The organism is Citrobacter sp. R-1.5.2, from assembly GCF_035064245.1.
In the GTDB taxonomy this organism is placed as follows: domain Bacteria; phylum Pseudomonadota; class Gammaproteobacteria; order Enterobacterales; family Enterobacteriaceae; genus Citrobacter.
On sequence record NZ_JASEYC010000014.1, the window covers coordinates 1 to 24860 of the forward strand.

A 24860-nucleotide genomic window follows, 5' to 3' on the forward strand; every position below is an offset into this window, starting at 1 on the left:
CAGAAGTGAAACGCCGTAGCGCCGATGGTAGTGTGGGGTCTCCCCATGCGAGAGTAGGGAACTGCCAGGCATCAAATAAAAGCGAAAGGCTCAGTCGAAAGACTGGGCCTTTTGTTTTATCTGCAGTCTGTCGGTGAGCGCTCTCCTGAGCAGGACAAATCCGCCGGGAGCGGATTTGAACGTTGCACAGCAACGGCCCGGAGGGTGGCGGGCAGGACGCCCGCCATAAACTGCCAGGCATCAAATAAGTGAAGAAGCCCATCCTGCCGGATGGGCTTTTTTGCGTCTGTGCGGGGTGAAAACCGCCGGATGCACCGGACTGAATGTATGTTGTAGGCCTGATAAGCGCAGCGCATCAGGCAAGCAGGCAATACCACAGTTACTGTCTTACCCATTGCGTAACAAACTCAGTAAGTTGCTGTATGTCGTTGATATCTAACAATGGAACATCCACCGCCAGCGGCACATCACTAGCAACTGCGACAACATGCTCGTCTATAACTAACTCTTCTGCACGATGCCCGCAGCCTTCACGAAAAAGCAGGATCTTCGCGACAGGTTCATGCTTAAAGCCTTCAACAAGCACCATATCTAATGTCGAGGTATCCATCCGGCTAACCAGATAGACCAGGTCCAGTTCGGGCTCTTCAGGTGTTTCAACCATTAACGCCCAACGCTGTTGGCCGGCAACCAGCGTTTGTGCTGCCCCGGCTTTGCGTAGCTCATAGCTATCCTTGCCAGGCTTATCGACATCCATATCGTGGTGTGTATGCTTAATCAATCCGGGACGAATACCTCTGGCGCACAGTTCCGGGATAAGCTTTTTGAGCAGCGTGGTTTTCCCCGTACCGCTCCAGGCTGCAATGGCGAGTAATGGGATCATGATTTATCCTGCCATCTGGCGAGTTCTTCGGGTGTATTCACATTCACGAATGCATCTTTATGATCGCTAAAGTCAACGGGATGTCCCCCAGCCTGGCGCATAAAGACCATCACGCGTCGTTCTCCAGACTGCAGGTAATCCTGTAGCAGGGGCTGCATTGATCTGTTCATCAGTGCAATTGTCGGGTGATCTCTTTCACCATCATGCACCCAGACTACGGAGGCTGATTTGCGTTGTTCTTTTAAACGAGCGACCAGATCGTGGGGGATATAGGGCATATCACAAGGGCAAAACAGAAACCAGTTCCCTTCTGCCTGTAAAAAAACCGACAGCATACCGGCCAATGGACCAGGATAATCAGCCAGGGCATCGGGGATGACTTTCAGGCCGCTTTGCTGATAAATATCCTGGTGGCGATTAGCGTTAACCACAACAGTCTCGACCTGCAAAGCGAGGGTGTCGGCCACATATCGCCAAAGGGGTTTTCCATCCAGCTCAAGCAAACCTTTATCTGCTCCACCCATTCGTCTGGCTTTCCCGCCGGCCAGGACAACCCCTGTTATTGCACTATCCAGAATCACTGATATCGCCTCTTTTAATGTGGGATTGACCCTGCTAACGTATCTATATTGAGCGTAAGGAGCACAACCATGAAATGTAAACGTCTGAATGAAGTTATTGAACTCCTCCAGCCGGCCTGGCAGAAAGAACCCGATCTTAACCTGATGCAATTTTTACAGAAACTGGCGCAAGAGTCAGGTTTTGACGGAGAACTGGCGGATTTAACTGATGACATTCTGATCTATCACCTGAAAATGCGTGACTCAGCGAAAGATGCCGTGATCCCAGGCATTCAAAAAGATTATGAAGAAGATTTTAAAACAGCACTTCTACGCGCACGTGGCGTAATTAAAGAGTAAAACCTTGTAAGCGCCTCCACCGAAAGCGCTGTGAAATGATATCCTGAATCATTCGTAGTAATTTCTGGATGATGGGATGAACGACAACGCTTTTACTTTCCAGACGCTACACCCTGATACCATCATGGATGCCTTGTTTGAACAGGGCATCCGCGTGGATTCTGGTCTTACCCCGCTAAACAGCTATGAGAATCGTGTTTATCAATTCCAGGATGAAGATCGCCGACGTTTTGTCGTGAAGTTCTATCGCCCTGAGCGTTGGTCTGTCGATCAGATTCAGGAAGAGCATCAATTTGCCCTGGAACTGGTTAGTGATGACGTCCCGGTCGCTGCACCTCTGGTTCTGAATGGTCAAACGCTGTTGAGCCATCAGGGTTTTCACTATGCAATCTTCCAAAGCGTAGGTGGTCGTCAGTTTGAAGCCGACAACATCGATCAGATGGAGGCCGTGGGTCGCTACCTGGGTCGTCTTCACCAGACCGGGTGCAAACAACCTTTTACCTTTCGCCCCACTATAGGTCTTGAAGAGTACCTGACTGAGCCACGTAAGCTTTTTGAGCATGCACCGCTCATTCCGTCAGGACAAAAGGCGGCCTTCCTGAAGGCAACGGACGCACTGATTACCGTGGTCACCGAACGCTGGCATACGCGTTTTGCGTCGCTACGTCTGCACGGTGATTGCCATGCAGGTAATATTTTGTGGCGTGATGGCCCGATGTTTGTTGATTTGGATGATGCCCGTAATGGTCCTGCAATACAGGATTTATGGATGCTTCTTAATGGTGATAAAGCAGAGCAACGTATGCAGCTTGAAACTATTATTGAAGCTTATGAAGAGTTTAGTGAATTTGACACCGCTGAAATCGGACTGATAGAACCTTTACGCGCAATGCGTTTAGTTTATTATCTTGCCTGGCTGATTCGACGTTGGGCTGATCCCGCTTTCCCCAAAAATTTCCCTTGGTTAACCGGGGAAGATTACTGGCAGCGTCAGACCGCGACCTTTATTGAGCAGGCAAAAATTCTGCAAGAGCCCCCCTTACAATTAACGCCAATGTATTAATCGGAGAAACTTGAACATGAAAAAAATATGGCTGGCGCTGGCTGGTATGGTTTTAGCTTTTAGCGCATCGGCAGCGCAGTTCCAGGATGGTAAGCAGTACATCACGCTGGAAAAGCCTGTTGCGGGTGAACCGCAGGTGTTGGAGTTTTTCTCCTTCTACTGCCCGCATTGCTACCAGTTTGAAGAAGTCCTTCACGTATCTGATAACGTGAAGAAAAAATTGCCAGAAGGCACCAAAATGACTAAGTATCACGTCGAGTTTTTGGGGCCTCTAGGTAAAGATCTGACGCAGGCATGGGCTGTTGCTATGGCATTGGGCGTTGAAGATCAGGTGACTGTGCCGTTGTTTGAAGGGGTGCAGAAAACGCAGACTGTTCAGTCTGTCGCTGATATCCGTAAAGTCTTCGTCGACGCAGGTATTAAAGGTGAAGACTATGATGCGGCATGGAATAGCTTCGTGGTGAAATCACTTGTTGCCCAGCAGGAAAAAGCGGCAGCTGATTTGCAGCTGCAGGGCGTGCCGGCGATGTTTGTTAATGGCAAATATCAGGTGAACCCGCAGGGTATGGATACTAGCAGCATGGATATCTTTGTACAGCAGTATGCTGATACCGTGAAATTCCTGGTTGGTCAGAAGTAAAAGAAAAAGCCGGTCACAGACCGGCTTTTTTATTTGAGGCTTTAATCGCATTTAATTGTGTATCTTTCTCGCTCCAGAGCATGTTCAGCCACTGCTGGAACCGGCGTTTAAATGCCTTATCGTTAACGTAATCACCATGCAATTCTTCGCTAATTGGCTCGAGATTCACTCGCACGACAATGCGTGTCAGCTTGCCGCTGAGCATATCGTAGAAAGGATGACGGCTATTTTCTGGATAGCACAGCGTAACGTTCAGCAATTTATCGAACTGTGATCCCAGAACGTTTAGCGCCATTGCAATGCCTGCCGCCTTGGGCGGGAGCAGATTGCTGTACGGGGAACGGGTTAGCTGACGCTTCTCGTCCGTAAAACGTGAGCCTTCGACAAAATTCACAATTGTTGTCGGATGTACGCGAAATTTCTCGCAGGAACGGCGCGTTGTTTCCACATCTTTACCGCGTCGTTCCGGGTGGCGGAGCAGATAGCCACGCGAATAGCGTTTCATAAACGGCATATCCAAAGCCCAACACGCCAGACCAATAAAAGGGACCCAGGCCAACTGCTGCTTGAGGAAGTATTTATTCATCGGGATGTGTTTACGGAACAGAACACAAAGTACAACGATGTCGGCCCAACTGTAATGATTACAAATGAGCAGGTACCAGTTTTTCTTGCTAAGACCTTCCAGTCCTTCGATATCCCACTTTAATCGTGGATTAAGGTGCAGCAGTAGAGCCAGACCTTCACACCAGCAATACATCATGAAATTACAGAAGACAGAAACCTTGCGCCAGACGACAGGAATGGGCAAAAGGAGCTTTACAACCCCTGCAAGGATGATCGGCACAGAACAAAAAATCGTGACCAATATGGTCAATACGATACTCAGCAACAGCGTTATCGCAGCGAGTATTCTCGTCATAATTAAATTATTCAAAAGGTTAGCCATAGATAGTGCGCTAAATGAGGCGCAAGGGGCTGATTTTATCAGAAAACGAACCAAATGATGGATCTTCGCTGAATAGAAAAAAAGGTAATATCTATCCACATCCAGATATAAGCTGAAAAAATGGCATAAAGTTCCACTTATCAACATAAGATAATGAAAAATATAATAAATTATTATGATTCATAAATTGTATTGCTGGAGTTAAAGGGCTGAAAATTATTTATTCACAAAGTTATCCACAGCGCGCTTTGCGAGCAACGCAGAAGATCTGCAAAAGTTTTTCGACAAATGCGGCGAAAAACTCATGTTTTCATCCCGTCTGTGGCATCCTTTACCCATAATCTGATAAACAGGCACGGACATTATGGTTCAGATCCCAGAAAACCCACTTATCCTTGTAGACGGTTCATCTTACCTGTATCGCGCATACCACGCGTTTCCGCCGCTGACTAACAGCGCAGGAGAGCCTACAGGTGCGATGTACGGTGTTCTCAACATGCTGCGTAGCCTGATTCTGCAATATCAGCCTACACATGCTGCGGTGGTATTCGACGCTAAGGGTAAAACCTTCCGTGATGAATTATTCGAACACTACAAGTCGCATCGCCCGCCAATGCCGGACGATTTACGTGCGCAGATTGAGCCCCTACATGCGATGGTAAAAGCGATGGGGTTGCCATTGTTGGCTGTTTCAGGCGTGGAGGCGGACGATGTCATCGGTACGCTGGCACGTGAGGCAGAGAAGGTGGGGCGTCCGGTGCTGATTAGCACTGGCGATAAAGATATGGCTCAACTGGTGACGCCGAACATCACCCTCATCAACACCATGACTAATACGATCCTTGGCCCGGATGAAGTCGTGAATAAGTACGGTGTCCCGCCTGAACTGATCATTGATTTCCTGGCGCTGATGGGTGACTCCTCCGATAACATTCCTGGTGTACCTGGCGTGGGTGAAAAAACGGCTCAGGCGCTGCTTCAGGGCTTGGGTGGGCTGGATACCCTCTATGCGGAATCAGACAAAATAGCAGGGCTTACCTTCCGTGGTGCCAAAACCATGGCAGGCAAACTCGAGCAGAATAAAGAAGTGGCGTATCTCTCGTATAAGCTGGCTACTATCAAAACGGATGTTGAGCTGGAATTAACCTGCGAGCAGCTGGAAGTGCGCCAACCAGCAGCAGAAGAACTGCTTGGCCTGTTTAAACAGTATGAATTCAAACGTTGGGTTACTGACGTTGAAGCCGGTAAATGGCTACAGGCGAAAGGGACGAAACCGGCAGCTAAACCGCAGGAAACCATCGTCGTCGATGAAACACCTGAGGAACCTGCCACGGTTCTCTCGTACGATAATTATGTGACGATTCTGGACGAAGAAACGCTGGAAGCGTGGATTGCGAAGCTGAAAAAAGCCCCCGTATTCGCCTTTGATACAGAAACTGACAGTCTGGATAACATCACCGCGAATCTGGTTGGCCTCTCCTTTGCTATCGAGCCAGGTGTGGCTGCGTATGTGCCTGTCGCCCATGATTACCTGGATGCGCCCGATCAGATTTCTCGTGACCGTGCGCTGGCGTTACTGAAGCCACTGTTGGAAGATGAGAAGGCGCATAAAGTTGGGCAAAACCTGAAGTTCGATCGCGGTATCCTGGCAAATTACGGGATTGAACTGCGCGGCATCGTCTTTGATACCATGCTCGAATCCTACATTCTTAACAGCGTCGCAGGCCGACACGATATGGACAGCCTGTCAGATCGCTGGCTGAAACATAAAACGATCACCTTTGAAGAGATTGCCGGGAAAGGTAAAAACCAGCTGACCTTTAACCAGATAGCACTGGAAGAAGCCGGGCGTTATGCCGCAGAGGATGCCGATGTTACGCTTCAGTTGCACCTGAAGATGTGGCCTGAACTGCAGAAGCACAAAGGGCCGTTAAACGTCTTCGAAAATATCGATATGCCGTTGGTCCCGGTTCTGTCCCGCGTTGAGCGCAACGGTGTGAAAATCGATCCTGCTGTATTGCACAAACACTCAGAAGAGCTGACGTTGCGTTTGAATGCGCTTGAGCAAAAAGCGCACGAGATTGCCGGAGAAGCGTTTAACCTCTCTTCAACCAAGCAACTGCAAACGATTCTGTTTGAAAAGCAGGGTATCAAGCCGCTGAAGAAAACACCGGGTGGTGCGCCGTCAACGTCGGAAGAGGTGCTGGAAGAGTTAGCGCTGGATTATCCGTTGCCAAAAGTTATCCTGGAATATCGTGGGTTAGCAAAACTGAAGTCGACCTACACGGATAAGCTTCCGTTGATGATCAACCCAAAAACCGGGCGTGTGCATACCTCATATCACCAGGCTGTCACGGCGACCGGACGTTTGTCTTCAACCGATCCTAACCTGCAAAATATCCCGGTACGTAACGATGAAGGTCGTCGTATTCGTCAGGCATTTATCGCGCCAGAAGACTACGTGATTGTCTCTGCGGACTACTCGCAGATCGAGCTGCGTATTATGGCGCATCTCTCGCGCGATAAAGGCCTGCTTACTGCGTTTGCCGAAGGAAAAGATATTCACCGTGCAACGGCGGCAGAAGTTTTTGGTTTACCGCTCGATTCAGTGACCAGCGAACAGCGTCGTAGCGCAAAAGCCATTAACTTTGGTCTGATCTATGGCATGAGTGCTTTCGGTCTTGCTCGTCAGTTGAATATCCCGCGTAAAGAAGCACAGAAGTACATGGATCTCTACTTCGAGCGCTACCCTGGCGTGCTGGAATATATGGAACGGACGCGTGCACAGGCAAAAGAGCAAGGTTACGTTGAAACGCTGGAAGGGCGCCGCCTCTATTTACCGGATATTAAATCCAGTAATGGCGCGCGCCGTGCCGGTGCGGAACGCGCTGCAATTAACGCTCCGATGCAGGGTACTGCCGCAGATATTATTAAGCGGGCCATGATTGCCGTGGATGGGTGGCTGCAAACAGAGCAGCCGCGCGTGCGCATGATCATGCAGGTACACGATGAACTGGTGTTTGAAGTGCACAAAGATGACCTGGAAAGCGTGTCGAAAAAGATCCATCAGCTGATGGAAAATGAGACGCAGATTGATGTGCCATTGCTGGTGGAAGTCGGTAGTGGTGAGAACTGGGATCAGGCGCACTAAGGGTTTACTGAATAACGCGCTTTTTTCGTAACTAAGCAACATAAGATAGAACTTTTTGTGATGTCCATTAGAAATCCCTATGGCGGGAATGAAAAAAAATTACAAAAAGTGCTTTCTGAGCTGCTCAAAAAAGAGTAAAGTTATTCACGTAGGGTACAGAGGTAAGATGTTCTATCTTTCAGACCTTTTACTTCACGTAATCGGATTTGGCTGAATATTTTAGCCGCCCCAGTCAGTAATGACTGGGGCGTTTTTTATTTTGCTCGTCATACTTCAAGCTGCATACGCGTTGGCTTCCTCGCTCACCCCAGTCACTTACTTATGTAAGCTCCTGGGATTTGCTGCGTCGCCGCCTTTATGCAACTCGAATTATTTAGAGCAAAAATTAAGATCTGTAGGCCGGATAAGACGCGCAGCGGCACCATCCGGCATATCCGTGGATTATTCCCCGTCCTGCATCTCTTCAACCGGTGCCAGCTCACTAAACCAGCTATCCAACTTCTGACGCAGTTTGTCCACGCCCAGCTTCTTCAGTGATGAAAATGCTTCAACCTGCACATCGCCATTAAACGCCAGCACCGCTTCACGCACCATGTTCAGCTGTGCTTTCCGGGCACCACTGGCCAGCTTATCTGCTTTAGTCAGTAGAACCAGAACCTGAACGTTGCTCTCAACAGCCCACAGGATCATCTGCTGGTCGAGATCTTTTAGCGGGTGGCGAATATCCATTAATACCACCAGACCCTGCAGGCTCTGGCGTTTTTCCAGGTATTCAGCCAGTGCGCGCTGCCATTTACGCTTCATTTCTTCCGGGACTTCGGCATAACCATAACCTGGCAGGTCGACCAGGCGTTTACCGTCCACAACTTCAAACAAGTTGATGAGCTGAGTACGGCCAGGTGTTTTAGAGGTACGCGCCAGACTCTTTTGATTGGTCAGGGTATTTAGTGCACTGGATTTGCCTGCGTTGGAACGGCCAGCAAAAGCCACTTCGATTCCCGTATCGGAAGGTAAATGGCGAATATCAGGCGCACTCATCACAAAATGCGTCTGTTGATAATTCAAGTTAGTCAACGTGGTCGTCTCCATCAATCAAGGCTTTGCAGCGATTATACCTGAACACCAGCAAAAGACTGGTTTTTCGACGCGTGGCCAGTGTAAGTAAAAACCTCGTGCTTTGTGAGACATTGCCGATAGTATCTATGCGAGATGACAGAGCAAAAAACAATATAATACATATAAATCATATAATTATATTTTATTGGCGTTCTGATTAATGGAAACTGTTACCTGGCTTACTTGTGCGTTTACCTTAAAAAGGTAAAGTAGTGTCCATAGCGAGGAAGCTGACAGGATAAACGACTCAGGATGAGGGTCAGGAGCGCCAGGAGGCGAAGACACAGGATTGTCAGGAAGACAAACGTCCGGAGACGTTAGTAAAAGGAAATGGAAACAACACGGAATGTTGCAGGCTAAGGGAAAAACAGGGTGTGTTGATAGCCGACAGGGATTGTAGAGCCCGCTGAGGGTTGAGAGTCAGGAAAAAAGGCGACAGATTACTCTGTCGCCTTTTTTCTTTATTTCTGCTAGATTCCGGCGCAAATATATACTGAATAAAAACAGCCAAAGACGAATCATGATGAAACCAACTTCTACACCACGCGGTAAAGGTCCTGCAAAAGCGCGTCGTAAAACACGCGAAGAAATTAACCAGGAAGCTCGCGACCGTAAGCGCCAGAAAAAACACCGTGGTCATGCGGCGGGTAGCCGTGCGTCCGGTAGTGATGGCGCATCAGGTGGCGGAAACCAAAACAAACAAAAAGATCCTCGTATTGGCAGTAAAACCCCCATTCCATTGGGTGTGACCGAAAAAGTCACCAAACAGCACAAACCGAAAAGTGAGAAACCTATGCTTTCACCACAGGCTGAGTTGGATTTACTGGAAACGGATGAGCGCCTGGATGCGCTGCTGGAACGTCTTGAAACCGGAGAAACCCTGAGCGCAGAAGATCAGGCCTGGGTAGATGCCAAACTGGATCGCATCGACGAGCTGATGCAAAAGCTGGGTCTCTCTTACGAGGATGACGAAGAAGAGGATGAGGAAGAAAAGCAGGAAGATATGATGCGCCTGCTGAAAGGCGGCAACTAACGGTTTTACACCGTGGGTCTTCCCGTCCTGCTTATAACCCTTCCGGTTATATGTTATCTGGTGTGGTTATTCGTTAAACTACAGCGGTTGTCGCGGCGACAGAAGTGGCTGCGCAACCGGCTTATCACCCGCACTGGGGTTAAGCCGGTACGCCGTACCCGCCAGAGACGCCATCGGAAGGAGTGAGCATGTCTGAACAGCTAATAGACTGGGACCTGGCCCTGATCCAGAAATATAACTATTCCGGGCCACGATATACCTCGTACCCGACCGCGCTGGAGTTCTCTGAAGACTACGGTGCAGAAGCGTTTTTGCACGCCGTGGCGCGTTACCCTGAGCGCCCACTTTCGTTATACGTTCACATCCCGTTCTGCCATAAACTGTGTTACTTCTGTGGCTGCAATAAGATTGTGACCCGTCAGCAGCATAAAGCCGATCAATACCTCGATGCCCTGGAACAAGAAATTATTCACCGCGCACCGTTGTTTTCTGGACGGCATGTCAGCCAGCTACACTGGGGTGGCGGTACACCAACTTACTTAAATAAAGCGCAAATCAGCCGCTTAATGACGCTACTGCGGGCTAACTTTCAGTTTAACGCGGATGCCGAAATTTCGATCGAAGTGGATCCGCGTGAAATCGAGCTGGATGTTCTCGATCATTTACGTGCTGAAGGGTTTAATCGCCTGAGCATGGGGGTGCAGGACTTCAACAAAGAAGTTCAGCGCCTGGTGAACCGTGAGCAGGACGAGGAATTTATCTTTGCGCTACTTAACCATGCGCGTGAGATCGGTTTCACCTCGACGAATATCGACCTTATTTACGGCCTGCCAAAACAGACGCCGGAAAGCTTTGCTTTCACCCTGAAGCGGGTGGCGGAGTTGAATCCAGATCGTCTGAGCGTCTTTAACTATGCGCACCTGCCAACGCTTTTCGCAGCCCAGCGCAAGATCAAAGATGCTGACCTGCCCAGCGCACAGCAAAAGTTGGATATCCTGCAGGAAACCATCTCTTCACTAACCGAAACCGGCTATCAGTTCATTGGAATGGATCACTTCGCTCGCCCGGACGACGAACTGGCAATTGCCCAGCGCGAAGGTGTTCTGCATCGGAATTTCCAGGGCTATACCACCCAGGGCGATACCGACTTGCTGGGTATGGGCGTATCCGCCATCAGTATGATTGGCGACAACTACGCACAGAACCAAAAAGAGCTGAAACACTATTATCAGCAGGTTGATGAACAAGGGAATGCACTGTGGCGCGGTATTGCGCTGACCCGCGATGACTGCATTCGTCGGGATGTTATTAAGCTGCTGATCTGCAACTTCCGCCTCGACTATGCTGCTGTGGAACAGCAATGGGATTTGAACTTTGCGGATTATTTTGCTGAAGATCTGAAGCTGTTGGCACCACTGGCGAAAGATGGGCTGGTGGATGTGGATGAGAAGGGAATTCAGGTTACGCCGAAGGGTCGCCTGTTGATCCGTAATATTTGCATGTGCTTTGATGCTTATCTACGCCAGAAAGCGCGGATGCAGCAGTTCTCTCGGGTGATTTAATGACGTTGTCCGGTGGCGCTTTGCTTACCGGGCCTACACGTTGCGATAACCTGTAGGCCGGATAAGCGTTAGCGCCATCCGGCGCGCCTTCAGCTAAACAGCCCAACCAGCGCAGCGCACAGTACTGCGGCAACCGCGGTTTGTGGCGTGTGGCTGTCGACTGAGCCGCTCGATAGCAGATTAATGATTGATTCCAACATGATGACTTCCCCCCGTTTGCCGGGCACGATCATACTTAACTCATCGGAACAGTAAAGCGCAAAATAGCAGCAATTTGCGCTCAATTATCAATCTTTACACAGTGACTTTTCGTCACTCCATTCCGAGTTCTTTTAACTTGCGCGTCAAGGTATTACGCCCCCAGCCGAGCAAACGTGCCGCTTCCTGTTTGTGCCCCTGGGTATGACGTAGCGCGGTGCTCAACAGCGTCCGCTCCATCTCCGGTTGAGCCTCTGACAGCAAGTTTTGATGACCGGAACGCAATGCCCGGTCTGCCCACTGTGCCAACAGGGTTGCCCAGCTGTCTGGCTGCATATGCGAAGGCGCATCGGGCACGCTGGCTTCAAACAGTTCGGCCGGTAAGTCCTGAATCAGCACTTCCTGCCCGGCAGCCATTACGGTCAGCCAGCGACAGGTGTTTTCAAGCTGACGAACGTTACCTGGCCAGGCCAGACGTGTAAGTGCCGCTTCGGTTTCAGGGTGGAGTTGCTTGGCTTCCACACCCAACTCGCGGGCGGCTTCCTGCAGGAAATGACGTGCCAGACGGGGGATATCTTCCCGACGCTCACGCAGCGGGGGCAAATGGACGCGAATTACGTTCAGACGGTGGAACAAATCCTCACGGAATTTGCCTTCCTGCACGCGCAGTTCCAGGTTCTGGTGGGTGGCCGCGATAATCCGAACATCTACCTTTACGGGCGCGTATCCGCCAACGCGGTAAAACTGTCCATCGGCTAATACGCGCAACAAGCGTGTCTGCACGTCCAGCGGCATATCGCCAATTTCATCAAGGAAGAGGGTGCCGCCATCAGCCTGTTCGAAACGCCCCTGACGAATGGTATTCGCCCCGGTAAACGCCCCTTTTTCGTGGCCAAATAGCTCAGACTCAATCAAATCTTTCGGAATGGCTGCCATGTTAAGCGCGATAAACGGTGCTTTGACGCGCGGGCTGTGGCGGTGCAGGGCGTGGGCGACCAGCTCTTTACCCGTCCCGGACTCTCCATTTATCAGCACGCTGATTGACGAGCGGGAGAGGCGGCCAATGATGCGGAATACATCCTGCATCGCGGGCGCTTCGCCGATGATATCGGTGGTCGGGCCGTTGATCTGAATATTACGCGGCTGCTGCTGTTCCTGATAATGGCTGATGGCGCGCTCGACCAGTGCTACCGCTTCGTCAATATCAAAAGGTTTGGGCAGATAGTCGAACGCCCCTTGCTGGTAAGCGCTGACGGCGGCATCCAGATCGGAATGGGCAGTCATTATGATGACCGGAAGCATCGGGTGACGCTGCTTAATCTGTTTTAACAGCGTCAGACCGTCCATACCCGGCATGCGGATATCCGACAACAGCACATCCGGTGTTTTGCTGGCCAGCGCATCCAGCACCTCTTTACCACTTTCAAATGTGGTGCAGCTTAGTCCTGCCCCTGCGAGCGCACGTTCAAGCACCCAACGGATGGAACTATCGTCATCAACGACCCAGACTATTCCTCGTTGCATAAACGTCACCTTTATTTCCTGATAGGCAGGTAAACCGAGAATTCGGTATGACCCGGCCAACTGGTAAATTCAATTTTGCCGGAATGTTGATCGATCAAATTACGGGCGATGGATAATCCAAGTCCGGTACCGCCTTCGCGGCCGCTGACCATTGGGTAGAACAGCGTATCCTGCAAATGCGAGGGAATGCCCGGACCGTTGTCCTCAACATCAATACGTGCCGCCAGACGGTAACGCATACCGTGCAGCGTGAGCTGAAACGCGGTGCGGGTGCGCAGAATAATTTCTCCGCCTTCCGGTCCCAGCGCCTGTAGCGCATTACGCACGATATTCAGCAGAACTTGTTCTATCTGATCCGGATCGTGCAGCAGTTCTGGCAGGCTAGGGTCGTAATCACGAATCAGCGTGACGTTTTCGGGAAGCTCCATCGACACCAGCGCCACCACGCGCTCTGCCACTTTATGAATGCTTTCCGTGATATGCATACCTGGCTGTTGCGGCCCCAACAGGCGATCAACCAGATTACGCAGGCGGTCAGCCTGCTCAATAATGACTTTGGTATATTCCGTCAGCGCCGGGTCCGGAAGCGCCTTGCTAAGAAGCTGAGCCGCTCCGCGCAGGCCGCCTAACGGATTTTTAATTTCGTGTGCCAGACCACGCACCAGATCGCGCGCGGCGATTTGCTGGGCATGCTGGAGTTGTTCCTGGCTCAGACGACGCTGGTTATCCATTGGCGCCATCTCCAGCAGGATAAGGCCATCAGGCAGCCTCTGCGCGGTCACAGAGAGGATATGTGAGTGGCTGTCTATCACCAGCGTCACTTCGTTATCCGTGAAGCCCTGACCCGCTTCCAGGCTCTCTCGCATCAGTCCGATGTTTAAGGAGAAATAACTCAACAGATCGGGAAGCGGTGTGCCAAACAGTTTGCGGGAACTTTGCGCGAGCAGCTGTTGCGCCGCCGGGTTGGCGTAATGCACCGCCAGCTCATCGTCGACGAGTAAAATGCTGTTGATTAACGAATTGAGGATCTGCCCAGCATCGGGCAGCGTGCCGGTTGCCATTCAGCAGTCTCCTGAAAAGTGTTGCACCAATTTAGTGCATTATAGCTTTTTACATCAAAAAAGCGCGAAAAAGCAGGTTGTTAGTGGAGAAAAAAGCCCATCCTGGGATGGGCTACAGATGACTGGCAAACATAGATGCCGGATGGCGGCTTTGCCTTATCCGGCCTACAAGGTAATGCTACCCTCCAGGCCTGATAAGTTTGCGCCATCAGGCGTCCTATCATTCGCCATCGATCTCAAGCCTGCCTGCGCAGGCTAAAAGTTCCACGGCAACTCAAAAACTCCTGACGTCTTTCGCGCCGCTGCTGCGTTGGCTACCTTCGCTCACCCCAGTCACATAGCTACCTATGCTCCTGGGGACTTGCTCAGTTGCCGCCTTGCCGCAACGTGAAATTCGTCGGATTTTTAATATAAGATTAAACGCTATAGTACAGCTCAAACTCTACCGGGTGCGGAGTCATGCGCACGCGGTCATCTTCTTCGCGACGCAGCGCAATGTACGCATCGATCGCTTCATTGGTGAACACGCCGCCTGCGGTCAGGAACTCGCGGTCCAGATCCAGTTCTTTCAGTGCTTCTTCCAGAGAGCCTGCAACCTGTGGGATCTCTTTCGCTTCTTCCGGCGGCAGGTCGTACAGGTTTTTGTCCATGGCTTCGCCTGGGTGGATCTTGTTCTTAATACCGTCCAGGCCAGCCATCAGCAGTGCAGCGAAGCACAGGTACGGGTTAGCTGCCGGGTCCGGGAAGCGCACTTCGATACGACGCGCTTTCGGAGAAGCAACTACCGGAATACGAATGGATGCAGAACGGTTACGGGCAGAGTAAGCCAGCATGACCGGTGCTTCGTAACCCGGGACCAGACGCTTGTAAGAGTTGGTGGTCGGGTTCGCCAGGGCGTTGATCGCTTTAGCGTGCTTGATAACGCCGCCGATGTAGTACAGCGCCTGCTCAGACAGACCTGCATATTTGTCACCAGAGAACAGGTTTACGCCGTTCTTGGACAGGGACATGTGGCAGTGCATGCCGGAACCGTTATCGCCAAACATAGGTTTTGGCATAAAGGTCGCAGTTTTACCGAAACGGTGCGCAACGTTGTGAACGACATACTTGTAGATCTGAATTTCGTCCGCTTTTTTAGTCATGGTGTTAAAGCGGGTTGCGATTTCGTTCTGACCAGCGGTCGCGACTTCGTGGTGGTGCGCTTCAACAACCAGACCCATCTCTTCCATGATCAGACACATGGTAGAACGGATGTCCTGAGAAGAATCTACCGGAGGAACCGGGAAGTAACCGCCTTTGACGCCAGGACGGTGACCTTTGTTGCCACCTTCGTATTTGGTGGAGGAGTTCCATGCGCCTTCGATATCATCGATAGCGACGTGGGAACCGGAAATAGACGCGCCGAAACGGATGTCGTCAAACAGGAAGAACTCTGGCTCTGGCCCGAACAGAACGGTGTCTGCGATGCCGGTAGCGCGCAGGTATTCTTCAGCGCGTTTCGCAATGGAGCGCGGGTCGCGGTCGTAACCCTGCAGCGTACCTGGTTCCAGGATATCGCAACGGATGATCAGGGTAGACTCTTCAAAGAACGGGTCGATGAGTGCAGTCGACGCATCTGGCATCAGAACCATGTCTGATTCGTTAATGCCTTTCCAGCCACCGATTGAGGAGCCGTCAAACATTTTGCCTTCTTCAAAGAATTCGGCATTTACCTGGTGAGCAGGAATAGTGACGTGCTGTTCTTTACCTTTAGTATCTGTGAAGCGCAAATCAACAAACTTCACTTCGTGTTCGTTCAGCATCGTCAAAACGTGTTCAGCGGACATACTTACTCTCCCGGATTGGTCATTGTCGTCGTGGTAACGAAGTCTTCAATTCTGCAAAAATTGGCCGTGTCGCCGTAAAAAATATAAAGCGAAATCTGTGCCAACTTTTAAATTGCCCCTAAAAGGCGTTATCATGCGCACCATCGTGCAAAGGGGCTGCACCATGAAGGTTGTGTTGCACCATTATAGTGCTTCAATGTGAACATTAAGCACCATATTGGTGCAAAGCACCTCAGATTACCCCTTTTAACGCTCCGTGAATGTGATCACAAAGAAACTCTGCAATACTTGTTTGCGGAGGATGTTTGTGATCCTGTTTTGTACTGCGATTAATCCGTGTACAATAACGCGCTATTTCTAAAATGCCTGAGGCAAAGTTGTGATCGAAAATTTGCGTAACATCGCCATCATCGCGCACGTAGACCATGGTAAAACGACCCTGGTAGACAAGCTGCTCCAACAATCCGGTACGTTCGATGCACGTGCTGAAACCCAAGAGCGCGTGATGGACTCCAACGATTTGGAGAAAGAGCGTGGGATTACCATCCTCGCTAAAAACACCGCTATCAAATGGAATGACTACCGTATCAACATCGTTGATACCCCAGGGCACGCCGACTTCGGTGGTGAAGTTGAACGTGTAATGTCCATGGTCGACTCCGTGCTGCTGGTGGTGGATGCAATGGACGGTCCGATGCCGCAGACGCGCTTCGTGACCAAAAAAGCCTTTGCCCATGGCCTGAAGCCAATTGTTGTTATCAACAAAGTTGACCGTCCTGGCGCGCGTCCTGACTGGGTTGTTGACCAGGTATTTGACCTGTTCGTTAACCTCGACGCTACCGACGAGCAGCTGGACTTCCCGATCGTTTACGCTTCCGCGCTGAACGGTATCGCTGGTCTGGATCACGAAGACATGGCTGAAGACATGACTCCGCTGTATCAGACCATCGTTGATCGCGTACCGGCTCCGAACGTAGACCTTGATGGCCCGCTGCAGATGCAAATCTCCCAGCTGGACTACAACAACTACGTTGGCGTAATCGGTATCGGTCGCATCAAACGCGGTAAAGTTAAACCGAACCAGCAGATCACTATCATTGATAGCGAAGGCAAAACCCGTAACGGTAAAGTCGGTAAAGTTCTGACCCACCTGGGTCTGGAACGTATCGAGAGTGATATTGCCGAAGCAGGCGATATCATCGCGATCACTGGTCTGGGCGAACTGAACATCTCCGACACCATCTGCGACCCGCAGAACGTCGAAGCGCTGCCGGCTCTGTCCGTTGATGAACCGACCGTAACCATGTTCTTCTGCGTAAACACCTCTCCGTTCTGTGGTAAAGAAGGTAAATATGTTACCTCTCGTCAGATCCTTGACCGCCTGAACAAAGAGCTGGTGCACAACGTTGCGCTGCGCGTTGAAGAAACCGAAGATGCGGATGCGTTCCGTGTATCCGGTCGTGGTGAGCTGCACCTGTCAGTTCTGATCGAAAACATGCGTCGTGAAGGTTTCGAGATGGCGGTTTCCCGTCCGAAAGTAATCTTCCGCGAAATCGATGGCCGTAAACAAGAGCCGTTCGAGAACGTAACGCTGGACGTCGAAGAACAGCATCAGGGGTCTGTGATGCAGGCTCTGGGTGAGCGTAAAGGCGACCTGAAAAACATGAATCCAGATGGCAAAGGCCGCGTACGTCTTGACTACGTGATCCCAAGCCGTGGTCTGATCGGCTTCCGTTCAGAATTCATGACCATGACTTCCGGTACCGGTCTGCTGTACTCCACTTTCAGCCACTACGACGACGTTCGTGCGGGTGATGTGGGTCAGCGTCAGAACGGCGTACTGATTTCCAACGGCCAGGGTAAAGCAGTTGCGTTCGCACTGTTCAGCCTGCAGGACCGCGGTAAGCTGTTCCTGGGTCACGGTGCTGAAGTTTACGAAGGCCAGATCATCGGTATTCACAGTCGTTCTAACGACCTGACTGTAAACTGCCTGACCGGTAAGAAACTGACCAACATGCGTGCGTCCGGTACTGACGAAGCAACGGTTCTGGTTCCGCCGGTTAAGATGACTCTGGAGCAGGCTCTGGAATTCATCGATGACGACGAACTGGTAGAAGTAACACCAACGTCTATCCGTATTCGTAAACGTCACCTGACTGAAAACGATCGTCGCCGTGCAATGCGTGGCGCGAAAGAAGAGTAAATTCTTTACGTTCTCTATGAAAAACCTGTCTTTATGGCAGGTTTTTTTATATTTTTGAACTAAGGTATCCATAATTAAACGGATAAATTATGAAAGAAATTATTGATTACTTTCAGCTTGGTGCAAATGGAATGGCTTTAGTTATTGCTGGCTGGATATATATTGCCTATATTAGAAATCTAAAGTCTCAAATCGATATAAAAGAAGAACAACTAAAAACTTTAGAGAAAAATGTTAATCTCTGGAAGGATAAGGCAAACATAATGGAGCAAAAAACGCCTGAATATATTGAGGAAGTGCTTTCTAAGAGAATAAAACATAGAGAGGATGAAATAAAGAGATTAGAAGGTGATCGAGATGAAAACTCTAGATTGATATCATTAAGAACTCGAGATATAACTAGATTAAAAGAGCAACTTCAACGAACTATTTATCTCGGTCGGACTTTGACGTACTATGATGAAGATAATGATGAGGAACTCCCGATTCCAGAGGATGAAGTTGAAATAGAGGAAATGGGAGAGATTTTTGTTGATAGTGCTAGTATTTTGATAACTGATCCTTGTTACATAGATTCAAATTGGGACAGTAATGAAGAATTCGAAGATATACGAATTTATAGCAACAAAGAAAATAATAGATTATATCGTTTTCAAGTGGATTTTAATCATTATGAAGAAATACCAGATGGCTGCCTTAAAACAGTAAATCAATTAATAAAAGAAAATGTTTTCACAGAGTTGAAACTAAATAAAGAATATAATTTTTCTTACGCGGGTGCCGCCAATGCAAGTTTATCAGAAAAAGGTTACCATTCTTTGAAATTTAAAAATGGACTTGAGGGAGCAGGTTTATGTGTGAAAACAGTATATGGTGATGGGGGATATATAGTTTATGGTGAAAGGTATAAGGGGGATTTAGTGAGAATATTTATCGAATTGAGATAAGTTGTAAAAGAAATAAAGAAGCCGCTGAGCGTCGCAGCTTCTTTATCAAAAATTAGAAGAAATACTTCACACCAATACGAATCTGGTTTTGTTCGCGGTGATACGGCTCGACATTGCGATCTAACCAGCGTAACTCAAAATAGGGCAACCAGCGCTCGTTGATGCGGTATTTAAACGTATTGGTAATTTCCCAATGATGATCTTTACCATTACTACTATTGAAGTCATTTACTCGAATAAAATAGTGCGGCTCAAAAGTGTAGGAAAATTTATCGGTAATAGTGAAGTTCCAGTAGTTACCTATCTCATAGGTGTCATTGTTATCCTGATCTCCGTTTAAATCAGTGGAACTGTAGTTATTATGATTATATCGGTTACGTACTGTCAGATTAAACCACGGGGAGAATTTATAGTTAACATCCAGGTAAACGGCACCACCCGAACCAATACTCTTATCGTTTATCAGTCCACCGGGCTGGATGGTTAATTTATCTGTCGGTTTAAATAACGGATACCAGCCCTCTATTTCGTTATAGCCGTGTTTTAACTCATCTTTGCGTTGCATGGTGTAGGTGTTGGTGAGCATGATACCCGCACCCATATCAGAGTTATAGCCGACGCGCAGCATGACCTCCATCTGATCGGAGGCCAGATTGTAAGCTTCACGGTTCTCTACATAAGCGCCGGCGAAAACAGAGGTGGATGCCACAGAGGATAAGAGAATTATTGTATTTAATTTTTTCATAATAAATCCATTTTTTAAGCGTAGGGAGGCCGCCATCCATTAAGATGGAATAAGCGGCAATTATTTTTATATGTTTACAGCAGAGGCTTTCTTTTTATGGCTAATGCGTTCTGGTTGAATGTTATTTTTCTTCCGTTGACTGATTTCCTCAATGATAAAAGCAAAACGGGCTTCGCTGAGTTTATAAAAAAATCCCATCGTGATGGCCGCAATAATTGCCAGCCCGCAGGGCCACAGGAAAATAAGCTGGCGCAAGCCAAGCAAGGTTGCATCACTCTGGGCGATATTGGGGATATAACCGATTTGCGTCAGCATGATGCCCGGCAGGAACCCAGCGAGCGCAGCGGAAATTTTGCGCGAAAAGGTATAACCCGTATACACCGAGCCTTCAGCGCGGATCCCCGTTTTCCATTCGCCATAATCGACCGTATCCGGAACCAGCGCCCAGTTCAGGCTGTTAACAAAAGCGGTTCCGAAGAAGGCTAAGCAAGAGAAAATCACAAAATAAAAGGAGTTATAACCCCAAAAATAATTTAAAATATCGCCAGCGGCCCATAAAACCATACCTGCTAAATATACGCGTTTCTTGCCAAAGCATCTCACGGTCCAGGGGACTAACAAAACACCAATAATTACGCAACCCATACTAAAAAAACCCATCCAGGATAATAGGTTAATGTCATTTAGTACATATTGGGTATAATAAACCTGAATGGCGAGCTTGATATTAAATGCTGCTAGTGTACACAAATTTGCAATGCATAGAACTAATAGTGGTGGGTTGTGAAAAATTGCACAAAATGATTTGATTATGCTTGTTTTATGCCCCAGAGAGAGGGGCTCAATGTAATGTTCTTTGGTTCCCTTATAACATAACATGATAAAAACAAAACCAAAGATAGAGAAAATTAAGGCTGCACAACCATAACCAATGGTAGTTGTAGAGAATAAAGATTGAAGAGGAATAAAAGCAACCGTACAGATTAATAAACCTATTGTTGCCCCACCTTGTCGAAAAGCTGCCAGTTGTGCTCGTTCATTTGGATTTTTTGTTATTGCAGGAATCATGGCGCCATATGAACAGTTCATTAGACTGTAAAACAGACCGAATAGCATAAATAGACCAGTGGCAATAGCAGTCTTGAGCGGCAGGCTAAATGTTGTAGCAATAAACTGAACTGTCGCAATAATCGCGGATGGTACAGCTGCATACAGAATAAAAGGTCTGAATTTCCCCCTGGAACCTATGTTTTTTTGAGAGTCGAGAAGAAATCCGGTTAGCATATCTGTAAATGCTGTAAAGAATTTTGCTATAAGGAAAATAACCCCACCATAATATGCAGGCATTCCTAGCTCATCTGTGTAAAATTTGAGCAAATACAATGTGCCAATGCTTAGCATTAGATTGGAGCCAATATCACCCGCGCCGTAAGCGAGTTTTTCTTTCAGGCTTAATTTTAGCGTTAGCGGATCATGGTCAGGCATAACCACTCCTTACAACGCCCCGAAGGGCGTCATTAATTATTATTGTTAAGCAGTACGTTTACGCGCTTCTATTTCTTCAACGATACGGAAGTACATTTTCTCGTTGAGGTTGTAAAAACAGCCCATTGTAATCATGGCGAGCACTGCGAGCACACAAGGATATATGAAGATCAACTGACGTAATCCTTCAACAGTGCTGGCCGACTGCACTACGTTTGGAATGTAGCCAATTTGAGTAAGCATCCATCCAGGGAAAAAGCCAGCCAGCGCCTGGGACATTTTGCGAAAGAAGGTGAGCCCGGTATAAACTGTCCCTTCGGAACGAACACCAGTACGCCATTCGCCATATTCCACTGTGTCCGAGACCAGCGCCCAGTTCAGACTGTTGACGAATGCTGAGCCAAAGAATGCCAGGCAGGAGAAGGCTACGAAACTCACTGAAGTGTCACCGAAGCCGTAGTTAAGCAGATCGCCCACAGCCCAAATTATCAGCCCACCGATATAGACCTTTTTCTTACCAAAGCGGCGTACTGCAGCAGGCATCAAAAAGACGCCGATGAATATACAACCCATGCTGAAGAAGCCCATATAGGACAAAATAATCGGATCGTTCAGCACGTACTGGGTGTAGTAGACCTGAATCGCCAGTTTGACATTAAATGCCGCAAGGGTGCAGAGGTTGGCAACGCACAAAATAAATAGTGGGCGATTACCCGCGATTGCGCGGAAGGATTGCAAAATTCCTGCTTTTTGTGCGGAATCAGCCTGTTTGACCTCAACATAACGCTCTTTGACACCCGCATAGCAAAGCCACATAAATAGCAGCCCGCATAACGAGAAAAGAGCAGCCGTAACGGCATATTGCAGCTGTTGATTGCCTTCAATCAAATTCATTACCGGTACAAAAGCAACGGTGCCAATGAGAAGGCCTAAGGTGGATCCACCCTGGCGCCAGGCGGCTAGCGAGGCACGTTCATTTGGATTTTTGGTTATGGCTGGCACCATCGCGCCATAAGAGCAGTTCATCAGGCTGTAGCACAATCCATACAGCATAAACAACAGCGTTGCGACGACCGTTTTGCCCGTAATTTCTAACGGTGTCCCTATAAAGTTGGCTGTAGCCAGCAGTGCTACTGGGAATGATCCATACAGAACGAAAGGGCGAAATTTACCTTTCGGTCCTATTTTTCGCCGCGAGTCGAGCACAATACCGGTGCCCATATCGGTAAATGCGGTAAAGAATTTAGCGATTAAGAAGATAATCCCACCATAGGTTCCCGGAAGACCGAGGACATCTGTGTAGAATTTCAACAAATAGAGTGTGCCAATATCCAGCAGAATATTGGAACCCAGATCGCCTATGCCATAAGCTATTTTTTCTTTAAGTGGCAGGCGTAGCGTTGCCGGATCAGCAGAGGTTTGACTCATTATTATTCTCCATGTGCCCGCGAGTTTCCCCGCGGGCGAGCCGTGTTAGATATTGCGTAAGGTGGCAAACAGTGACGCCCACTCACTCTTCGCGCGATAAAACACCGGAGGCTTGCCAATTGGCGCTTCCACGGTGATGTCACCGCCCTGATAAGTTTCCCCTGTCCAGACGTTGACCCAGTTATCCTCTGGTAGATACAGCGTCCAGTCGTGCTTACCCTGCTCATGAACCGGTGCGACCAGCAGATCCTGTCCCAGCAGGTACTGATATTTCAGGGTGTAGGTTTGCGTATCGTTTTCGTAGTGCAGGAACAATGGGCGCATAACCGGTAGCCCGGTGGCGCTGTTTTGTGCGACGGCCTGTTTGAGGTACGGTTTCAGGGTGGTGAACACGGTGGTCATACGGGCAAAGTGGGCAATGGTTTCAGCATCACCATCAAACTGCCAGTTATCGCCGGGGCGGTTACCTTCGTGGGTGCGCATCATCGGCGTGAAGGCGCTAAAATCACACCAGCGCAGCAACAGCTCTTTGCTGCGTTTCATGTCAAACAGTGTGGTGTAACCGCCAATATCGCTGTGGTGCAGGCCGTGGCCGGTCATGGCCAGCGACAATGCAGCAGGAACAACTGAGGCGAGACCATCGTCGAGGCTCCAGTCAACGTTCTGATCGCCGGCCCACATCATGGTGGAATACTTCTGACTACCGGTGTAACCCGCGCGCATAAAGAACAGGATTTCACCAAGTTTGCCGGTTTCCTGCAGTGCGTCGTAGTTACATTTCGCCCACAGCGCGGGCCAGGCGTTGTGCATGATCTCGGCGCTGACACCGTTATGCAGATACGTATCGGTCGGCAGATATTCACCGAAGTCCGCCATCCAGCCGCCGTAGCCCAGCGCGATCATGTTCTTTTTGATGACCTCTTTGAACCAGTCGTAGGCTTCGGGGTTGGTCAGGTCGACCACGCCGCCATAAAACTCGCCGAACTCAACCAGATAGTCATCGCCGGAGGCATCTTTCGCCAGATACCCACGTGCTGCGGCTTCCGCGCACAGGTCTTTATCGCTGGCAACATAGGGGTTGATATAAGAGAGGAACTGCACGCCTTCTTCTTTCCACTGCTTAATACGGCTATCCAGTTGCGGATAGTTGTCGCTGTTCCACTTCCAGTTCCACATCACGCGCTTGCCAAAGGAAGTCATGCGGATCCCGGACCAGTCCTGCGCCCAGATGCCGTTTACCTTCACGCCCGCATTACGCATGGTGTCCAGTTTGTTCTGGCAAACCTCAGTACCGCCCTGGATACCGAGCGTGACGCCGTCGTAAATCCAGTCCGGCAGTTCTGGCTGGCGACCTAACAATGCGGTTAGTTTCTCCAGCAGCGAAATGTAAGTCTCGGCGCACTCAACGCGCAGGGTGGTTTTGTCTTCCCACAGCGCCAGCTCGTGATACTCCGGCGCGCTGAAGTCGAAATTCATGTAGCAGCTGTTATCAACGTGGCAGTAGTACTTCTGCGTGCTGACAAAGGTTGGTTGCGGGAAGAAGGTCCAGTAGTCGCCGCCGCCGGCGTTCTCTTTGCAATCCGCCTGCCAGGTGACATAGCTGTTTTTGTTACGGCCCACGCCCTGTTCGCTGGTCCACAGCGGGAACGGTTTACCGCGTAAGTCGAAGTAAGAGAACTGTTCACCGCAGCCGTAGATGTGGTCGTCCGCCCTGGCGGCCAGACGCAACCAAATGCGGTTATGGCTGAGATCGTCGTTATGCAGATCCAGCTTCAGGCGACCCTGTTCATCGGTAGAGATGTGCAGCGTGGCGTTGATGGTATTACCGCGGCTGAAATGTACCAGCCAGCCATCAGGTGACTCGCTAACCGTGGCGTCGGTCAGAGCAATCTTCTCATTGAGCTTGTCTTTGATGCTGAAGTTGCCGCGAAACATGTCAATGTCGGCAACGCCAGCGCCGATCCATAGACAAGGGGTTTCTGTGCTGTGACGTAAAATCAGGCGCTGGTGGTACGTTAGCGTAAAGCCATCAATATTCTTTTCTATCAGGACAGAGGATAAATGCCTACTTTGCGTGCTCATAAAATATTCTCCATGAAATTGAGGAACGCGAGCATACTGATTGG

The 24860-nt window shown here is 49.4% G+C and carries 22 protein-coding genes and 1 pseudogene; 11 read left to right on the forward strand and 12 right to left on the reverse strand.

All coding sequences use genetic code 11. The features are described 5' to 3' along the window. Positions 1-379: 379 nt before the first annotated feature. Complete coding sequence (gene mobB, locus QMN38_RS20355) at positions 380-883, reverse strand: molybdopterin-guanine dinucleotide biosynthesis protein MobB (protein ID WP_271449541.1); 504 nt, start codon at positions 881-883, stop codon at positions 380-382. Then, positions 880-1464: a molybdenum cofactor guanylyltransferase MobA gene (mobA, locus tag QMN38_RS20360; RefSeq protein ID WP_323605837.1), complete on the reverse strand. Its 585-nt coding sequence runs from the start codon at positions 1462-1464 to the stop codon at positions 880-882. Before mobA ends, mobB begins: the two co-directional genes overlap by 4 nt. Positions 1465-1533: 69 nt before the next feature. Here mobA and QMN38_RS20365 point away from each other — a divergent pair, with 69 nt between their 5' ends. The 3 genes from QMN38_RS20365 to dsbA all read left to right on the forward strand — a co-directional run bounded on the left by QMN38_RS20365 (position 1534) and on the right by dsbA (position 3506). Further along, positions 1534-1803, forward strand: coding sequence for a YihD family protein (locus QMN38_RS20365; protein ID WP_003028616.1), 270 nt, complete (start codon positions 1534-1536; stop codon positions 1801-1803). Positions 1804-1879: 76 nt separating this feature from the next. Then, positions 1880-2866: a serine/threonine protein kinase gene (locus QMN38_RS20370; protein ID WP_271455809.1), complete on the forward strand. Its 987-nt coding sequence runs from the start codon at positions 1880-1882 to the stop codon at positions 2864-2866. A gap of 16 nt (positions 2867-2882) precedes the next feature. After that, the gene (gene dsbA, locus QMN38_RS20375) at positions 2883-3506 is read left to right on the forward strand and encodes a thiol:disulfide interchange protein DsbA (RefSeq protein WP_137381405.1); all 624 of its coding nucleotides are present in this window, start codon (positions 2883-2885) and stop codon (positions 3504-3506) included. Positions 3507-3519: 13 nt separating this feature from the next. On the opposite strand, the gene QMN38_RS20380 is transcribed toward dsbA, so the two are convergent. Then, positions 3520-4383, reverse strand: a complete 864-nt coding sequence (locus tag QMN38_RS20380; RefSeq protein ID WP_323605910.1) for an acyltransferase — start codon at positions 4381-4383, stop codon at positions 3520-3522. Here QMN38_RS20380 and QMN38_RS20385 point away from each other — a divergent pair. The 3 genes from QMN38_RS20385 (at position 4268) to spfP (ending at position 7820) form a co-directional block, all read left to right on the forward strand. Next, entirely contained in the window at positions 4268-4513 is a 246-nt protein-coding gene (locus tag QMN38_RS20385; protein WP_225807950.1) for a hypothetical protein, read from the forward strand. The two genes, QMN38_RS20380 and QMN38_RS20385, sit on opposite strands and share 116 nt — an antisense overlap. A 306-nt stretch (positions 4514-4819) precedes the next feature. Further along, entirely contained in the window at positions 4820-7606 is a 2787-nt protein-coding gene (polA, locus tag QMN38_RS20390; RefSeq protein ID WP_323605839.1) for a DNA polymerase I, read from the forward strand. Positions 7607-7772: 166 nt separating this feature from the next. Further along, a complete protein-coding gene (gene spfP, locus QMN38_RS27220; RefSeq protein ID WP_071892919.1) occupies positions 7773-7820 on the forward strand; it encodes a small protein SpfP in 48 nt (15 codons plus the stop codon). 227 nt (positions 7821-8047) lie between these two features. Here spfP and yihA read toward each other — a convergent pair whose 3' ends face one another. Beyond that, the gene (gene yihA / locus QMN38_RS20395; RefSeq protein WP_103771976.1) at positions 8048-8680 is read right to left on the reverse strand and encodes a ribosome biogenesis GTP-binding protein YihA/YsxC; all 633 of its coding nucleotides are present in this window, start codon (positions 8678-8680) and stop codon (positions 8048-8050) included. 254 nt (positions 8681-8934) lie between these two features. Between yihA and QMN38_RS20400 the strand changes: the two are divergent. The 3 genes and pseudogenes from QMN38_RS20400 (at position 8935) to hemN (ending at position 11317) form a co-directional block, all read left to right on the forward strand. Further along, positions 8935-9132 (forward strand): annotated as a pseudogene (locus QMN38_RS20400) (hypothetical protein). A gap of 113 nt (positions 9133-9245) precedes the next feature. Further along, entirely contained in the window at positions 9246-9755 is a 510-nt protein-coding gene (gene yihI / locus QMN38_RS20405; protein ID WP_271441489.1) for a Der GTPase-activating protein YihI, read from the forward strand. A gap of 188 nt (positions 9756-9943) precedes the next feature. Continuing rightward, a complete protein-coding gene (gene hemN / locus QMN38_RS20410) occupies positions 9944-11317 on the forward strand; it encodes an oxygen-independent coproporphyrinogen III oxidase (RefSeq protein ID WP_271441452.1) in 1374 nt (457 codons plus the stop codon). Positions 11318-11406: 89 nt separating this feature from the next. Here hemN and QMN38_RS20415 read toward each other — a convergent pair whose 3' ends face one another. From QMN38_RS20415 to glnA, 4 genes are all read right to left on the reverse strand, one after another. Beyond that, positions 11407-11517 carry a YshB family small membrane protein gene (locus QMN38_RS20415; RefSeq protein WP_086523820.1) on the reverse strand — a complete coding sequence of 37 codons (111 nt, stop codon included), beginning with the start codon at positions 11515-11517 and terminating at the stop codon, positions 11407-11409. Positions 11518-11629: 112 nt separating this feature from the next. Then, entirely contained in the window at positions 11630-13039 is a 1410-nt protein-coding gene (gene glnG, locus QMN38_RS20420) for a nitrogen regulation protein NR(I) (RefSeq protein WP_323605842.1), read from the reverse strand. 11 nt (positions 13040-13050) lie between these two features. Then, the gene (gene glnL, locus QMN38_RS20425) at positions 13051-14100 is read right to left on the reverse strand and encodes a nitrogen regulation protein NR(II) (protein WP_008786986.1); all 1050 of its coding nucleotides are present in this window, start codon (positions 14098-14100) and stop codon (positions 13051-13053) included. Between the two features lie 416 nt (positions 14101-14516). Beyond that, positions 14517-15926 carry a glutamate--ammonia ligase gene (gene glnA / locus QMN38_RS20430; protein WP_137381412.1) on the reverse strand — a complete coding sequence of 470 codons (1410 nt, stop codon included), beginning with the start codon at positions 15924-15926 and terminating at the stop codon, positions 14517-14519. Positions 15927-16305: 379 nt separating this feature from the next. Between glnA and typA the strand changes: the two genes are divergently transcribed. Together typA and QMN38_RS20440 are read left to right on the forward strand one after the other, a co-directional pair. Next, positions 16306-18129 (forward strand): ribosome-dependent GTPase TypA, encoded by a 1824-nt coding sequence (typA, locus tag QMN38_RS20435; RefSeq protein WP_003028641.1) that lies wholly within the window; start codon positions 16306-16308, stop codon positions 18127-18129. 89 nt (positions 18130-18218) lie between these two features. Then, on the forward strand, positions 18219-19076 hold the full coding sequence (locus tag QMN38_RS20440) for a hypothetical protein (protein ID WP_323605845.1): 858 nt from the start codon (positions 18219-18221) through the stop codon (positions 19074-19076). Positions 19077-19128: 52 nt separating this feature from the next. Here QMN38_RS20440 and ompL read toward each other — a convergent pair whose 3' ends face one another. From ompL to QMN38_RS20460, 4 genes are all read right to left on the reverse strand, one after another. Continuing rightward, positions 19129-19821, reverse strand: coding sequence for a porin OmpL (gene ompL, locus QMN38_RS20445; protein ID WP_271456603.1), 693 nt, complete (start codon positions 19819-19821; stop codon positions 19129-19131). A 66-nt stretch (positions 19822-19887) separates the two neighbouring features. Then, a complete protein-coding gene (locus tag QMN38_RS20450) occupies positions 19888-21306 on the reverse strand; it encodes an MFS transporter (protein ID WP_323605847.1) in 1419 nt (472 codons plus the stop codon). Positions 21307-21351: 45 nt separating this feature from the next. Then, positions 21352-22734 (reverse strand): MFS transporter, encoded by a 1383-nt coding sequence (locus QMN38_RS20455; protein WP_200920946.1) that lies wholly within the window; start codon positions 22732-22734, stop codon positions 21352-21354. A 45-nt stretch (positions 22735-22779) separates the two neighbouring features. Beyond that, positions 22780-24816 (reverse strand): alpha-glucosidase, encoded by a 2037-nt coding sequence (locus QMN38_RS20460; protein WP_323605848.1) that lies wholly within the window; start codon positions 24814-24816, stop codon positions 22780-22782. Between the last annotated feature and the right edge of the window lie 44 nt (positions 24817-24860).